Origin of the sequence: Phaeodactylibacter xiamenensis (genome assembly GCF_000759025.1) — a bacterium.
GTDB lineage: Bacteria > Bacteroidota > Bacteroidia > Chitinophagales > Saprospiraceae > Phaeodactylibacter > Phaeodactylibacter xiamenensis.
The window spans coordinates 82086-97746 of the sequence record NZ_JPOS01000093.1; the positions used below are offsets into that span (position 1 = coordinate 82086).

The following is a 15661-nucleotide window of genomic DNA, read 5'->3' on the forward strand; positions in this document are numbered from 1 at the left end:
GGTATCAGGATAGGAATGCGTTTTTGGGAAGGATTCAGTGGTCGTACATATTCGTTTAATCAAATCATAAATAACTGACTTGCATTTGCAAGATACTTTACGATCGCAAAAAAGAATGTATTATAAAAATATTTTTGTGACATGTAAAATGACAAAAAAATAAACGATGTTTATTGATTATGTTTATTTATAGGAATTTTAGCCCGTTCAAATGTGACTAAAAACGAGCGAAGGATTATGATTCAGGCAATGCTCCATTCCCTCGGAAGGATTTACCGAATAATGTCTACTTTTGCAGCGAGGTTCAAGAGGTCAACACAAATCCTACCAAGATGCCAGCAACGGAGCATAATTTTATCAACTACAAATGCATACGGTACCCCAAAGCAGAAATGCTCAACCGCAGCCGGGAGTATTATCAGTTTATGGACCGCCGGCGCACCATTCGGGACTTTTCCGACAAGCCGGTCCCCTATGAGATCATTGAGAATATCGTCATGACGGCCTCTACTGCGCCTTCCGGGGCTCACAAGCAACCGTGGTCATTTTGTATTGTAGCCGACCCGGAGCTGAAAAAGGAAATCCGGGAAGCCGCTGAGAAGGAGGAGTACGACAACTACAACGGCCGGATGTCAGAAGAGTGGCTGGAAGACCTTCAGCCCTTCGGGACCGACTGGAAAAAGCCCTTTCTGGAGATTGCGCCTTACCTGATTGTAATTTTCAAGAAGCCGTACGACCTGGTGGATGGAGAGAAAAAGAAGAACTACTATGTGAATGAATCCGTAGGCCTGGCTGCCGGCTTTTTGCTCACGGCCATCCACAATGCCGGCCTTGTGGCGGTAACTCATACGCCAAGCCCCATGAACTTTCTCCATTCGATACTAAAGCGGCCCGAAAACGAGCGCGCATTCTTACTCATCCCTGTAGGCTATCCGGGCGAGGAAGTAAAGGTGCCCGACATAGACCGCAAAGCAAAAGACGAGGTATTGATCTACTATCCTTAATGCTTATGTGTACCGTAACCTATCTTCCAAAAACCGATGGCTGTTTTATTTTCACGAGCAACCGGGACGAAGCCCCGCACAGGTCGCCTGAAAATCTGGACACTACTACTATAAGTGGCACCCAACTCCTTTTCCCCCGTGATACTGCCGCCGGGGGTACCTGGGTCATTGCAGGCAGCAACGGAACCATAGTCTGCATACTTAATGGTGCCTTCCTGAAGCATAAACACCAACCTCCCTACCGCCGCAGCCGCGGGCTTATGGCACTGGACTTTTTCAGCTTCGATACCCTCCATGCCTTTGTGCGACAGTATACCTTCGAAGGCATGGAGCCCTTTACCATGCTGGTCATCCGAAGTGGGCAGGTGACGGATATCCGCTGGGATGAAAAAGAACTCAATGTACAGGCTAAAGATGCCACAAAGCCGCACGTGTGGTCCTCCCCCACCCTTTACACGCCGGAGATGCAGCAAAAACGGGAACAATGGTTTAGCGAATGGCTGGACGGGCAGGACACCTTTGAGCAAAGCGCGATCCTCCACTGGCACCGCACAGCAGGGGATGGCGACCCGGAAAACGATGTGGTGATGAACCGGAATAACATCGTCCGGACCGTCAGTATAAGCAGTATCGAAGCTACGCCGCTGCAGCTGGACTTTACCTACCATGACCTGCTGCGGCAACAAACCAAAAAAGCACAATTGCCCGTTAACCATGAAGCTTTGGCCGTCCACCACCGCAAAAATTAAGCTGCGCAACTGGGAGTACTGGCCTTCTAAAGCCTTTTACTATCCTATTGCTCCTTACCTGATCTGGCTTATGATCAAAGCGCGGCACATGTGCTACTGGTCAGCAGTCAACCCCAGCATTTATACCGCAGGTATGGGCATGGAGTCCAAATTCGATACCCTGAAGCTCCTGCCTGAAGCTTACCGCCCAAAGTCCGTCTTTCTGCCCGCTGGCATTTCACAGTCCCAGGTTGAAGAACAGCTGCGGGAGGCAGGGCTGACTTTCCCGTTGATTGTCAAGCCCGACCTCGGTTTTCGGGGGCTGTTGGTCCAAAAAGTAGAGGACATCAGCGCTCTGATGCAGCACCTTGGCTATCGGGCTATTCCATTTATCGCTCAGGAGTACATAGACTGGCCGGAAGAGGTTGGGGTGTTGTACCACCGAATGCCAGGGGCGAAAAGGGGCGCCATCACCTCCGTGACCACCAAGGAGTTCTTGCATGTGCTGGGGGACGGACAATCTACCGTGCTGGAACTGGTACGACAAAGCCCACGGGCCCTGCTTCAGCTGAATCGGATTCAGGCGCTTTACCCTCATAAGATGGCGAAGGTCCCAGGACCAGGCGAGCAGGTCCGCCTGGGCATTGTGGGCAACCATGCCAAAGGCACCCGCTTCATCAACAGCAACGACCTCATCAACGAAGACATGGTGGCTGTTTTTGACCGCATCAGTGCCCAAATTGAGGGCTTTTACTACGGCCGGTTCGACCTGAAATGCCGCAGCCTGGACAGCCTTTTCACCGGTGAAGGCCTAAAAATCATCGAAGTCAACGGGGTTTGCTCAGAACCCACCCATATTTATGACCCTCAACGGGGCACCTACTGGTCGGCCCTGCGCGATCTGGCCCGGCACTGGTCCATTATTTATAAAATTGCCCGCCAAAACCGGCGCAAAGGGGTCCCGTTATTGTCTCACGCCAAAACCGCCCGTGCCTTTCTGGACCTCTTCGCTTACCAGCGGAAAGTGGGGAAATAACGCCTGCCATTTGTTTTCTTTTGTGCCGAACCTATTGCCCCGCATACTGTTTGAGCCATTGCACACCAACTTTACGCGAAAACTTATGCAGAAGCAATTTTCTCTGGAGGACATCCTCGCTATGGAGCGCTTTTACCGGCGCGATTTCATGAATACCATTTCCGGTTACCGCAGTTGCCATTTGCTGGGCACGCTGAGCTATAAGAAAGTGCCTAATCTGGGGCTGTTCAACAGCATCACCCACGTAGGGGCCACTCCGCCCCACCTGGGCTTCATCATTCGCCCACTGACAGTGCCTCGGCAGACCTATCACAACATCAAGGCACAAGGCTACTTCACCCTCAATCAGGTGACAGAGGAGCTGATGCATCAGGCACATCAGGCTTCTGCCAAGTACGAACCGGACCACTCTGAGTTCGAAGCCGTAGGGCTGAAAACCCAGTACACCGATACCCACCCTGCTCCCTATGTTGCTGAAAGCCCGATCAAATTGGGGCTTGAGTTGGCAGAGGAACACCATATTAAAGCGAACGGGTCCATCTTCGTGATTGGCAAAGTGGTGGAAGTCCTCATTGACGAAGTCTTGATTGCGGAAGACGGGCATATCCTGCTGGAAAAAGCCGGCATCCTTAGCGTTGCCGGGCTGGACAGCTATTACAAGCCGGCCTTGATCGATCGGTTGGATTATCCGAGGCCGTAATTGGATTACCTGGCGCATCCTCACAATCCTATGACAGCATACTGTCTGACTTTTTCTATTTTTGCATGCAGTGCCTGAATTGGGCGTGTAGTGTAAACCGAAAAAAGAGTTCATGAAAAAAATAGGCTATCTGCTGTTTGTAATCTGTGTTCTAACGGTTATTGGCTGTGGCAATCGCTTTCTCAGAGAAATTGATACCAGCTACCCTACCCAGTTCGACTTAGGCCAGTTCAGCCTTCTCGGTGAGACACGGACTCAACTCGCCTACCACGACCGGGAATCCGTCTTTTTTGTGGATGAGAACAGTGCTTCAGCGAGCTTTGAGATCATTCATGCAGAGGCTCCTGGCCTGGATTCTATAAATGTTTTTGTTGACAATATCTACGACGACAGCACTGGCGTACGGACGGCTTATGTGTCGCAGTACCTCGATGACACTCTGCGCAGTGCGGCATTGAACCTGGAATTTATCGTTCGCCTGCGGGCGAGGCCCAACCTGGCTAATCCGGGCAGCCGGGATGTAGGCGACTGGGTGGAAGTGTGGTCCAAAACCCCGGGCGAAACCTCATTCCGGAAAACATTTGAAACCGTTTTCAATCAGCGCAGCTGGCCCCGGGATGAGCTCACGCCACCAGTTGAGGAAATTACCCTCTTTAACCGAATTTTCCAGGAGGTATGGATGCATCAGGTCGCCAGTGGGCCCGGTGAGGTTTGGTTCAACCGTCAGTATGGCATCGTCTCCTTTACGGATGGTTCGGGGCGGCAGTGGCGGTTCCAGAATTTGGAATAAGTCGGCCTGCCTTAAGAGGTGCTATGTCAGCATTTCTAACATTACTCTTCTGCCGAAATCCACATTATTCCAGCATTGATCCCTCTGAACGGTTGCCCCAGCCGGAAGTGCAGCTGATTTGAGTCCCGTATCAGTGTATCCCTGAGCCGGGACCGCCCCAGGTACAAACGGTTGTCCGTAATAAAGTACGCTCCTGATTGGGCATAGCTTCCGTAATGGGCACTCGCGCCCCCCATTCCATTGTTTATGGCTTTGTAAGTTCCATTGGCTCTAAATTCAATATCCAGCCCAGACTCCATATAAAAAGAAGCCCGCAGTATTGTTTCAGGTTGATCCCGGATATAGACGTAAGCATAAACCATTCCTATCCCTATTGCCATTAGAATGAACCAGTTGGCCAGCCCCTGCAATCCAGTAGCTATCACTGGCAGGCGAATCAGAGCCGGTAAAAAAGCACTTAATAATCCGGAAACAAAAATGAGCGGGATCATAAAAACATACTCCAGCCCCAACCCTACTGTAAAATATTGAAAGGCTTCCGCAATGATTGCGACAAAGCTTACAACGTAAAAGAAAACGGTGAATATTTTCATGGAAATAATTTTGTTAAAGATGCAGCACCCGCCGCACTAAACCTATTCTAAGCGTGAAGCACGCCTTAATCACGGTAAAAAATGAACCAATGAAGCCATTACCCATTATCGCCCTGGCCCTTGCGCTCTTACTGGCCGATGATTTGGATATCGGCACACTGACTACCTGTGATGCCCCGGAAGAAGTTCTGACCATGAATGCCGATATTGAGGATGGCATTACCATGACCTTTGTCTATTTGTCGCGCTACGATAACAATCCAACCGGGACTCCTTACGACTGCAGCGGTCAAGAAGCGGCATGGTACTCAATGGAGCGCAGGAGCCTCAAATCTGGCCCAATAATTATGGCTACAAATCTGCCCTTAGCTACCCCCTTCAGGCGCAGGCGATGGCAGTATTACCCATCGGACAACTGACCAGTATACTGGGTGGCGTGAGTGCGGTCATCGAACCACAATCTTACACCAATGCCGATGCTGCAGCCCTTGAGCGTTACCATTGTATTAGATTAAAATTCGGTATTCGGTATCGGTTAACCCCTTAAGTGGTTTGTCACCCCGGCAGGGCTTGCGTTTTCCAGGCCTGAACAAACAGGGCAATGACCGACACTATCGCAGCGATAGCCCAGGCGTACTGTATGTACTGAGCTCCTGACCAGTGATATTCCAGCGCCACTGCTCCGGCTACGGCCACGTTCATGACGAGTACGAGCAGGTTTAGCATGGGTTTGCGCCGGGGATGGTTGAATTGCAGGAATGCCACCCCGTTAAAAACGGCCGCCAGCCCATGCACAAGGGTCAGCCAAAACCGCCCGGAGGGCCAGGCTGTCAGGGCACCAAGGAAAAATAAGCTGCCATTCAGCAAAAACAGAAACCGGGAAAAACGTTGCTTGCGGGCCATTGGAGCAGGTTGAGGTGACAGAATTGAGGCCGTCTTAAAAGCCCTGAAGCCCGAGGACAGGATTCACCCTGAAGTCAGACACTGGCTTCGGGATGTCTGATCTAAGCTGGCTATTTGACGGTCCTGTGAGGCCTCAGAGGGCCTGATGTTGGCTAAGCGGCCATTTTGAGTGCATTTTGGGGGTATTCTAATGCAATTTGGGCGTTATTTGGGCCTGGTTGATGAGGGCCGGGCATAGGTATCCTCTTGGCTCTCCTTAAATTGTGCCATTTGGTGAAATTATTGGCGATAGCAAGCAGCCCCATCTCGACATTTACGCCTTTAAGCCCCTGTAGCATGAACCGTCTGAAGCCCCGGTCTTGCTTGATGTGGCCAAAAACAGCTTCTACATCGATGTTGCGCTGGATCTTCTTTCGTTGCCCTTTTAGCGACTGCAGGCGCTCCTTAGCCTTTTGCCGGTACTGGCGGGCCTTGTGGCTTATCTTTATGGCCCGGTTCTGAGCTTTGGCTTTGAAGCATTGGCCACGTAAGGGGCAGCCCTCACAATTTTGGGCCTCATATATATGGATGGTTCTTATATATCCCGTTTTTGTTTTTTCTTTCGTCTGGCCCACTTGATGCATGTGCTGGCCCATAGGGCAAACAAAGTAGTCCCCCTCTTCATTATAGTGCAGCGCCTGCTGGGGGAACGCATGCTTATGCTTGCCCTTTTGCTCTTTATGGTAACCTGGGTATTTGACATAGGCTTCTATACCTTTCTCTTCCAGATACTCGTAGTTTTGCTCGCTGCCATAGCCTGCGTCAGCACAAACATTATCCGGCAATTTCAACCCGGCATTGTCTAGTACCCCCAGGGTGTCATCCATATGGGCTACAAAACAGCTTATGTCAGAAGCCGTCTGGTGCACCGTATAGTTGACGATAAACTGCTGTTCGGTACCGACCTGAAGATTGTAACAAGGCCGCAGTTGCCCATTGCCCAAGTGGTCGTCCTTTGTCCTCATGAAAGTAGCATCGACATCCGTCTTTGAATACGAGGAACGCCCGCCCAACAGCCGCTCTTGCTCTTCGTAACCTTCCAGCTTGGGCAGATGGTCTTTTGGCAGTTTGCCGGCCAGGCGCTTTTGCTTGGCTTGCGACTTGGACGGCTTGGTGTCTTCACCCCCGGGCATTTCACTGTCCAAGCGGCTGTTGATACGGCTGATGGCCTCGCGGACTGCCTTGCTGTCGCTAAGTGGCTGCTCCCCTTCTGCCAGCACATCCGTCTTTGTGCCTGGCCCGCCAGGGTCAGGCGGGGGGCTGTCCTCTTGGCTGGACAGCTCATCTATGTGCGCCAGTATCTGGGCCACCTTCTCCAAAACAGAGGCTTTGTAACGGGCTACGTTCTTAGCCCAGACAAAACTATAGCGGTTGGCCACCGATTCCATTTTCGTGCCGTCGACATAATAGTCCTTGAGCTGGACGTAGCCCTGCTCTACCAGCAACAGCAGCACCTGGGCAAATACGTCCTTGACCGTATTGCTCAAACGGTGCTTGCGGAAACTGTTGATCGTGTTGTGGCCTGGGTGCTGGTTCCCGCTTAACCACATGAAGCAGATATTCTCGTGGCAGGCTTTTTCAAGCATGCGGGAAGAATAGACCTTTTCTACATAACCATAAACCAATATCTTTAACAACATCTTGGGGTGGTACGAACTCGTACCCCCTCCCTTGTAGGTAGACAGTACCTTGTCCAAGTCCATACCGTCTATAGCCTCGTTAATCAACCGCACTTTATGCTGTGCAGGTATCAGCTCCCCTATAGTAGGCGGAAACAACCACCCTTGATCCTGGACATATGGCTTGAATACTACGCCACGGCCTGATGGCTTGTTACTCATCTGAAGGTGTATTATCTTTCCCTCAAGATACAAATCATTGGCTGGTATTAAAATCCTGCGCAGTAGGGGCTTTTAAGACAGCCCCTTTACCCTATTCAATTATTCCTCTTCCTCCAGCTTTACCGGAAAATAGCTTTCTCCCGTCAATGCCCAGCGCTCGTCGTATACACTTCGATAGATGAGCCGGTAGTCTATGTCAATGGCCATTAACAGCTGCAAAAACTGATTCGCGCTTTCCTGCGAATTATCCACCTTGAATATTTCGATTCTTTCATTGGGAGAGATGAGCTGTCCCGGGGCGATATTGGAATGATAGATTTCGCTGATTTTGCTGAGTTCAGGGATTTCCTGATAAAGAAAAGTAGGCAGGTCCATCTGATAGGCCGAATCTTTATAAATGACAATCGTGGAGTCGACAATCGCCGGGCCTATCCCTTTATTGCTGAGTACGATGGAGAAATTAGGCCCTCCGTAGTTGGCATTAGCGATCATGAGGTAGGGCATCGTAGACTTGAGCTGGGCATTGCGCTGCAGCTCTTGCTCCTCTCTCATAAGGTTGGTTTGGTAGAAGAGCGCAATTAAAGACATGAGGCTGATCATAATTGCGCTTGTGCTCATGATTTTCTCTGTATTCCAAAATCGTTTCTTCTTTTCGTCGCTTTGGGTTAGCATCGGAGGGCGTGCCGCTTTTCCGGAATTAGAGTACGTCTTTTTCAGGCTCATAGATCATAAGTAGTTTGGCGGGAATTGTACCATTTAGCTTCTCTTCGTCACTAAAGCTTAAGGTTCAGTGCTCAAAATAAGAGGAATATCTGATATGGAGGGGGACAGAAATCGACACTATTCAGGGTGAAAATCCACCTAGAAACCTTTTTCCAGGCTTTTTTTGAAAAAAAATGAAAAAAATCAGCAGGAAAACGAACTGTAATTTTCAATAAAAATCAACAAGGATTATAAATTAGATTGGGGTCTATATATTTGGTTTACAGTATTTTAAGATTGGAGTTAATTGTAAAATGAAGTTTTTTATTTAGATTTTTTTTTCAACAAAACCCGTTTTTTGTCTTTGTCCTGGGGTGAGAAAGCCTGCATATTTGTAATGTAATCAAAAGGAAAGGGGCTAACGAAACAGCCTTGAAGAAAAACACCAGGAAAGCCTGGAGTTAAAATTGAAAGAACAGATCAATGGTAAAGTAACTAATATCAAACTGAGAGGCTATCCCAAAGGCTACGAACAACTATTTAAGCCAGTTTTTTTGTTAAAACCAACTTCATGATACTTTACCACCGGGCGGCAGTGTAGGGGAGATTACCTACAGTTCCCAGAGACCGATTCATATCCCAAAAACTTTTAAGCTGTAGGGATAAATTTTCTGATACTGCTGCCCATTCTTTCTTTGACATTAAAACGGTTCGTTTGCTTGCGGCAGCACACAACCGTCTTATGATAAATGGTACAATCTCTAGCCTTAAAGCTCGGGATAAACAGCCGGATGTACTGCTCAGAAGGGGATGAATATCAAGTTGAGCGTACGCTATCATAATCCCAAACGCCGTGGGTTCCTTGCCGGATCAACACAAAAGACTGGCAAGGAGCTCCAAAAAAAACTAGAGCAACATCAAAATATAGATTTGTTTGAAAAATTAGGTCGTCTTATTATTTCATGAGATTATGATTTGTTATTAGCAAGAGGCTCCGTCGCAGACGGAGCTTTTTTATTGTAGGTCGTCGTAAAAAAGTAGGTCGTAAAAGGTCGTCTTACTATCTCATGTAAATAATAACTTCTTCAAAGTTAGAAAAAAAATATATCTCACCAAGCCTTTCTGCTGACCTGCTCGCTGCTTTTGCTCCGCTTTTTCCCTTTATACTTGTATTTTTTTAATTATAAATTGTTGATCTTTAGTTGGTTTTGTCTCGATTAGGCCGTTTGGAAAAATATTGCCTATGGCGGCGATTTTTTTGTGTGCAGAGAGATGGAAAGTCGTATTTCTACCTGATTTCAGGTAGAGCGTTGCCTGAGCAGCCAAGTCCTTTCTGCAACGTTGGGGCAGGCTTGAATTAAAATCGCTTATTCTGTTTTTCAGACCAGCTTTTCCATTTTCTTTTGTCAGGGAGAGTAAATCTCGTGCAAGTTTTACAAGCTTGATGTTTTGTTACTTAGATTCAACGTAACTATTCAGCACGCCTGCGTGCTGGTTAATTGAAAAACGATAGAACTGTCCATAAACAAATTCTTCAATGCCTTGAAAACATTGATGTTTTGTTTACGAGCCGTGACGATAAAACTGCGGATTCTTGCGAAGAACCTGGCGCCGTCAAAACTTCTGAAACAACCCGAGATCTTTTGTTTGACTTTCATCATTCGGATGTCCCGTTCAGAGAAGTTATTGTCAAATGGCACTTTAAAATCGTAGAAGAACCTCAAAATATCGTCAGCGTAGTCTCTAAAGCGTTCTATTAGGTTTCGAGGCTTCGTTTTTTTATCCCGGCCTCTTTTCTTTTTGGGAGGAGGTTTGTAGGGGTTGGCTTTAAGCCCTTTTTGTACCAGGCCTTCATAGAGGCTTCGATACCGGCTTAAAGTTGCCGGGGACAAGAACTGTTTGCCTTTGGCAATAGCCCTTTCTTTGGCAGCTTTCATTTTGAGGAGCAGGCCTGCGAGTTCATCCGCCCAAGCTTGCTTATGGCGTTCTTTGACAAAGGTTAGTTCTCTTAGCAGGTGTGCATTGCACAGGCCATGTTCACGGCCGTAGCGGTAATAGCTCTTCCAAAAGTCATGAATGGCAATGCCTTCGAACTTGGGCAAAATGCCAATATCATCCATGGCAGCCTGGCCCCGCTTGGCATGAGGCTCATAATACGCATGCTGGCTAGTCGAACAGCTATGCAGCCACAGCCGCTGGGTCATTATCCGGATACCGGTTTCATCAAAGCCGGCCACAACGGCTGTTGTCAACAGTGCCTTGAGCCGCTCTTCAAAAGTGCCCAGTTGGCCAAAGGCCGTATGACGGATATTATATAAGGTGCCAGTACTGAGCTGATGGCCGAAAATATCCTGGACAAACTCTTTAGTCCGTTCGTAAGGCAGCAGTTGGTAATCTTGCATATACACCAACAGGCTCTTTATGTTGGGTCCGTATTGCACATAATGGTTAACACCCGCCGGAAAATCGGCTCGGTTGACATGCCCGCAGGAACAGCGTTTAACTTCCGCCTGGTGTTCGGTTATGATCAACTCCAACGGGGGCAAGTCATATACCTGGCGGCATTCTATGGAATCGGCTTTTTGCCTGCGAAGGCTTTTTTGGCAACAGGCACAAAACTCCACTTTATGAAGCTCTTTTTCGTCTGGGGAATCCACCATTTTTAGGTTAGCCCCCTCGTGGCCCTTTTGCCCGCCAGCCTTGCGGCCAGTCTTTTTGCGCTGGCTTTTGGGGGCAGGCTTTTCAAACTCATCCGAAGAAGGAGGCTTGCTGCTATTCCTGCTGTTCTTGGATATCTGATCTTCCAGTTCTTTGATCCTGGCTTCTAATTCCTGGATCTTCGATTTATAGTGATGGTCATAGAACACTACTATAGCCTCGACGAGCACTCGGGCTTCTTCGGGCAATCTCCTGATGGCTTGTTGTAGTGGTTCTGGAAGCATCCCAAAAAATAATAACTTTATTTCAAATTCTCGGCACGAAGGCGTGCTGAAAAAGAAGTTGTCTAAAAAAGAATCGTGGTGAAATCGAGATGGTTTGCACAAAAAGTTGCAAAAGGAGATATTTGGAAATCTCTAAACTTTTCCAAACTCCTTTCGCAACTATGTACGTAAAATTAACCAAGAAATTCATCACACACAATTTGATGCCCTATTTGAGCACAACAAATCTAGGGCGCAAGCCAAAAGTTAAGCTTTGGAAAATGGTCAAAGCAATAATATACCGCCTAAAAACAGGTACACAATGGCGAGAGTTACCCCTGCGCCAGTTTTTTGGATTTGCCATAAAATCCTATAAAACAGTGTTTTATCATTACAATAAATGGGCTAAAGATGGTTCTTGGCATCGCTTATGGACGGCATTATTGAAAGCAAATAAAGCTGCCTTGGATATGTCCACCGTAGCTTTAGACGGTAGCCAGACCCGAGCTAGAATGGGTGGTGAGGCAGTGGGGTATCAAAGCCGGAAATCTGCAAAAACAACAAACATGCTGTTTTTGACTGACTCCAACGGAATCCCGTTAGCGATGTCAAAACCCGTATCAGGTAATCATCATGACCTCTATGAAATTAACAAGGCATTCAAAAATATCTGCGAAATTTTAGAGCAGGCCGATATCGACCCAAGAGGTTTGGTAATGAATGCAGATGCTGGTTTTGACAGCAGGAGCTTTAGAGAGTACTGTGATGGGCTGGAAATCCTTGCCAACATAGACATCAACAAAAGGAATGCAAAAAACACTGATTATGAATACCTTGTAGACCCTGAGTTGTATAAGCAGCGATTCCCGCTTTGGCATCTAAGGCCCTGAAGCTGAATGATTTGAAGCTAAAGCCATGAGCAGGTGTTTAAATGAGTTGAGCCCCAGAAAACGGAAAACAGCCCTGAATTCATCCCAAAGACGGGTTTTAGTTTTTACCGCAGACAATACCTTTTTGAAAACCTTGCTGGCCAATTGCTGGATTTGGTCAATGAGGAAAACGAGCATCATCAAAGTCGCTAGCAAATTTGATAGATGTTTTTTCCCATGCCCATAGTTGTGCTCAAAATTGTAGCCCTGATTTTTCAGCGTGTTGAACGTTTCGTTTTCGATTTTCCACCGGCCGCGGCCGCATCGGGCAAGAAGCACTACATTTCTTTTGTTAATTTTAATATTTGTAACCCAAGTAAAAGTAGCGGTTTTGCCTTTTTTGCCCGTGACTTTTAAAATTAAAAAATTCGTGCGCACATCTGCCGCGCTGTTATTCAGTGGCAAATTATCACACCAGGAAAGATGCCATTCTTCATCGCCCACTTTTTGGTAATGGTGCTGATAAGCATGCTTATTTCCAGGGTGGCCATAGTGGGCGAAAAGCATTTCATGGCTATCAGGCTTGACGCTCAAAATATAGCTGTGCCCCGCTTGTGTGATTTCCCTGATCATCGGGCCATTTGCAAACAGGGCATCCCCCCCATGCAAGAACTTCCAGTTTGGGTGGCGTTCCCACAAGCGGCCCCACAGCCGATTGGCCGCTACCAGTTCATGGTCGTTCTTCTTTTGCCCGTCTTGCTTGTTTATCGGCTCGCAGTCCAATGGCAGGACTTCCCCAGCACCCGGCTTTACAATCACAGCACCCAACATAGCATGGGAGTAGCGGACTGCCTTGTCCTTGCCGCGGCTTCTCTTTTGCTGGCAGTACTCGCAGCTTACCTGGCTAGACGAAAAAAACTCTACCCCGTCCATCGGGGCCAGGAGGTGCCCGCCCAAGAGCTCGTACTGCTTTAGTTTGCCGCTCTTCTCAACTTCGCCCAATACCTGCCCGAATAAAGGCTGAAGCTGAGAAGGGGGGATTTCATCCAGCGTTTGGCGCATACTGGTGTCTGATGGCACCTTGTTTATGCCAAACAGCTGCCGAAGGTTAACCTCTTCCTTCTTTGTCCGCCCTTTGTCAAAGGCCAATAAGGAAGGGTACTTCAACTGGAACATCGCCATGGCGCTCAGAAAATAATCGGGCAATTTGATGGACGCATTCGGCGCACGCGGGTCAGGCACTCCACTGTAAAACGCTCTGCATAAGCCATATAGGCTGTCATAGCTGGTGCCGCTTGGCTTTTTCATTCTCTTTTTTCCTCAAAGGTACACCTTATTCTTTATCAGTGGGTTGTGTGCCAAAGCGGGAATCGCTGTTGTATAAGGAAAGGTTTGCTGTTGAGCGGACCAACGCTTGGATTGATGGCTTCAAATCTCTTTTAGTCCGGTACGAGACATCTGCTAGAAATTGGATGAGTGCTCATTTCCTAGCCTTTTCAATCATTTTGTTGAGAAAAACTAAACTCCATACAAATCATTTTTAGACAACTTCTAAGTTACGATTCAACAAATAAATGCAACGGCATTTAAAAAATGAGGCCGTCTTAAAAGCCCTGAAGCCCGAGGACAGGATTCACCCTGAAGTCAGACACTGGCTTCGGGATGTCTGATCTAAGCTGGCTATTTGACGGTCCTGTGAGGCCTCAGAGGGCCTGATGTTGGCTAAGCGGCCATTTTGAGTGCATTTTGGGGGTATTCTAATGCAATTTGGGCGTTATTTGGGCCTGGTTGATGAGGGCCGGGCATAGGTATCCTCTTGGCTCTCCTTAAATTGTGCCATTTGGTGAAATTATTGGCGATAGCAAGCAGCCCCATCTCGACATTTACGCCTTTAAGCCCCTGTAGCATGAACCGTCTGAAGCCCCGGTCTTGCTTGATGTGGCCAAAAACAGCTTCTACATCGATGTTGCGCTGGATCTTCTTTCGTTGCCCTTTTAGCGACTGCAGGCGCTCCTTAGCCTTTTGCCGGTACTGGCGGGCCTTGTGGCTTATCTTTATGGCCCGGTTCTGAGCTTTGGCTTTGAAGCATTGGCCACGTAAGGGGCAGCCCTCACAATTTTGGGCCTCATATATATGGATGGTTCTTATATATCCCGTTTTTGTTTTTTCTTTCGTCTGGCCCACTTGATGCATGTGCTGGCCCATAGGGCAAACAAAGTAGTCCCCCTCTTCATTATAGTGCAGCGCCTGCTGGGGGAACGCATGCTTATGCTTGCCCTTTTGCTCTTTATGGTAACCTGGGTATTTGACATAGGCTTCTATACCTTTCTCTTCCAGATACTCGTAGTTTTGCTCGCTGCCATAGCCTGCGTCAGCACAAACATTATCCGGCAATTTCAACCCGGCATTGTCTAGTACCCCCAGGGTGTCATCCATATGGGCTACAAAACAGCTTATGTCAGAAGCCGTCTGGTGCACCGTATAGTTGACGATAAACTGCTGTTCGGTACCGACCTGAAGATTGTAACAAGGCCGCAGTTGCCCATTGCCCAAGTGGTCGTCCTTTGTCCTCATGAAAGTAGCATCGACATCCGTCTTTGAATACGAGGAACGCCCGCCCAACAGCCGCTCTTGCTCTTCGTAACCTTCCAGCTTGGGCAGATGGTCTTTTGGCAGTTTGCCGGCCAGGCGCTTTTGCTTGGCTTGCGACTTGGACGGCTTGGTGTCTTCACCCCCGGGCATTTCACTGTCCAAGCGGCTGTTGATACGGCTGATGGCCTCGCGGACTGCCTTGCTGTCGCTAAGTGGCTGCTCCCCTTCTGCCAGCACATCCGTCTTTGTGCCTGGCCCGCCAGGGTCAGGCGGGGGGCTGTCCTCTTGGCTGGACAGCTCATCTATGTGCGCCAGTATCTGGGCCACCTTCTCCAAAACAGAGGCTTTGTAACGGGCTACGTTCTTAGCCCAGACAAAACTATAGCGGTTGGCCACCGATTCCATTTTCGTGCCGTCGACATAATAGTCCTTGAGCTGGACGTAGCCCTGCTCTACCAGCAACAGCAGCACCTGGGCAAATACGTCCTTGACCGTATTGCTCAAACGGTGCTTGCGGAAACTGTTGATCGTGTTGTGGCCTGGGTGCTGGTTCCCGCTTAACCACATGAAGCAGATATTCTCGTGGCAGGCTTTTTCAAGCATGCGGGAAGAATAGACCTTTTCTACATAACCATAAACCAATATCTTTAACAACATCTTGGGGTGGTACGAACTCGTACCCCCTCCCTTGTAGGTAGACAGTACCTTGTCCAAGTCCATACCGTCTATAGCCTCGTTAATCAACCGCACTTTATGCTGTGCAGGTATCAGCTCCCCTATAGTAGGCGGAAACAACCACCCTTGATCCTGGACATATGGCTTGAATACTACGCCACGGCCTGATGGCTTGTTACTCATCTGAAGGTGTATTATCTTTCCCTCAAGATACAAATCATTGGCTGGTATTAAAATCCTGCGCAGTAGGGGCTTTTAAGACAGCCCC

Annotated in this window: 14 protein-coding genes; 7 read left to right on the top strand and 7 right to left on the bottom strand. The window is 48.3% G+C overall.

Annotated elements, in window-relative coordinates; all coding sequences use genetic code 11:
• Positions 1-332: 332 nt before the first annotated feature.
• The 5 genes from IX84_RS28625 (at position 333) to IX84_RS28645 (ending at position 4258) form a co-directional block, all read left to right on the top strand.
• Positions 333-1004: a nitroreductase family protein gene (locus IX84_RS28625; protein WP_044229524.1), complete on the top strand. Its 672-nt coding sequence runs from the start codon at positions 333-335 to the stop codon at positions 1002-1004.
• A gap of 5 nt (positions 1005-1009) precedes the next feature.
• Positions 1010-1753, top strand: coding sequence for an NRDE family protein (locus IX84_RS28630; protein WP_044229561.1), 744 nt, complete (start codon positions 1010-1012; stop codon positions 1751-1753).
• Positions 1719-2768 (top strand): hypothetical protein, encoded by a 1050-nt coding sequence (locus IX84_RS28635; RefSeq protein WP_044229527.1) that lies wholly within the window; start codon positions 1719-1721, stop codon positions 2766-2768. Before IX84_RS28630 ends, IX84_RS28635 begins: the two co-directional genes overlap by 35 nt.
• Before the next feature lie 85 nt (positions 2769-2853).
• Positions 2854-3468, top strand: a complete 615-nt coding sequence (locus IX84_RS28640; RefSeq protein WP_044229530.1) for a flavin reductase family protein — start codon at positions 2854-2856, stop codon at positions 3466-3468.
• A gap of 112 nt (positions 3469-3580) precedes the next feature.
• Entirely contained in the window at positions 3581-4258 is a 678-nt protein-coding gene (locus IX84_RS28645) for a hypothetical protein (protein WP_044229534.1), read from the top strand.
• Between the two features lie 41 nt (positions 4259-4299).
• Here IX84_RS28645 and IX84_RS28650 read toward each other — a convergent pair whose 3' ends face one another.
• Complete coding sequence (locus IX84_RS28650) at positions 4300-4851, bottom strand: hypothetical protein (RefSeq protein WP_044229536.1); 552 nt, start codon at positions 4849-4851, stop codon at positions 4300-4302.
• Positions 4852-4940: 89 nt separating this feature from the next.
• Here IX84_RS28650 and IX84_RS28655 point away from each other — a divergent pair, with 89 nt between their 5' ends.
• On the top strand, positions 4941-5270 hold the full coding sequence (locus tag IX84_RS28655; protein WP_044229539.1) for a hypothetical protein: 330 nt from the start codon (positions 4941-4943) through the stop codon (positions 5268-5270).
• A gap of 136 nt (positions 5271-5406) precedes the next feature.
• On the opposite strand, the gene IX84_RS28660 is transcribed toward IX84_RS28655, so the two are convergent.
• The 4 genes from IX84_RS28660 to tnpC all read right to left on the bottom strand — a co-directional run bounded on the left by IX84_RS28660 (position 5407) and on the right by tnpC (position 11278).
• Positions 5407-5754 (bottom strand): hypothetical protein, encoded by a 348-nt coding sequence (locus tag IX84_RS28660; RefSeq protein WP_044229542.1) that lies wholly within the window; start codon positions 5752-5754, stop codon positions 5407-5409.
• 152 nt (positions 5755-5906) lie between these two features.
• A complete protein-coding gene (locus IX84_RS28665) occupies positions 5907-7634 on the bottom strand; it encodes an IS1182 family transposase (protein WP_052516492.1) in 1728 nt (575 codons plus the stop codon).
• 99 nt (positions 7635-7733) lie between these two features.
• Positions 7734-8357 carry a hypothetical protein gene (locus IX84_RS28670; RefSeq protein ID WP_044229544.1) on the bottom strand — a complete coding sequence of 208 codons (624 nt, stop codon included), beginning with the start codon at positions 8355-8357 and terminating at the stop codon, positions 7734-7736.
• A 1454-nt stretch (positions 8358-9811) separates the two neighbouring features.
• Entirely contained in the window at positions 9812-11278 is a 1467-nt protein-coding gene (gene tnpC, locus IX84_RS28675) for an IS66 family transposase (protein ID WP_063978310.1), read from the bottom strand.
• Between the two features lie 161 nt (positions 11279-11439).
• On the opposite strand from tnpC, the gene IX84_RS28680 reads away from it, so the two are divergent.
• On the top strand, positions 11440-12147 hold the full coding sequence (locus tag IX84_RS28680; RefSeq protein ID WP_160213987.1) for a transposase: 708 nt from the start codon (positions 11440-11442) through the stop codon (positions 12145-12147).
• On the opposite strand, the gene IX84_RS28685 is transcribed toward IX84_RS28680, so the two are convergent.
• Both IX84_RS28685 and IX84_RS28690 read right to left on the bottom strand, forming a co-directional pair.
• Entirely contained in the window at positions 12136-13128 is a 993-nt protein-coding gene (locus IX84_RS28685) for a transposase (protein ID WP_152604899.1), read from the bottom strand. The two genes, IX84_RS28680 and IX84_RS28685, sit on opposite strands and share 12 nt — an antisense overlap.
• 720 nt (positions 13129-13848) lie before the next feature.
• Complete coding sequence (locus IX84_RS28690; RefSeq protein ID WP_052516492.1) at positions 13849-15576, bottom strand: IS1182 family transposase; 1728 nt, start codon at positions 15574-15576, stop codon at positions 13849-13851.
• Positions 15577-15661: the final 85 nt, after the last annotated feature.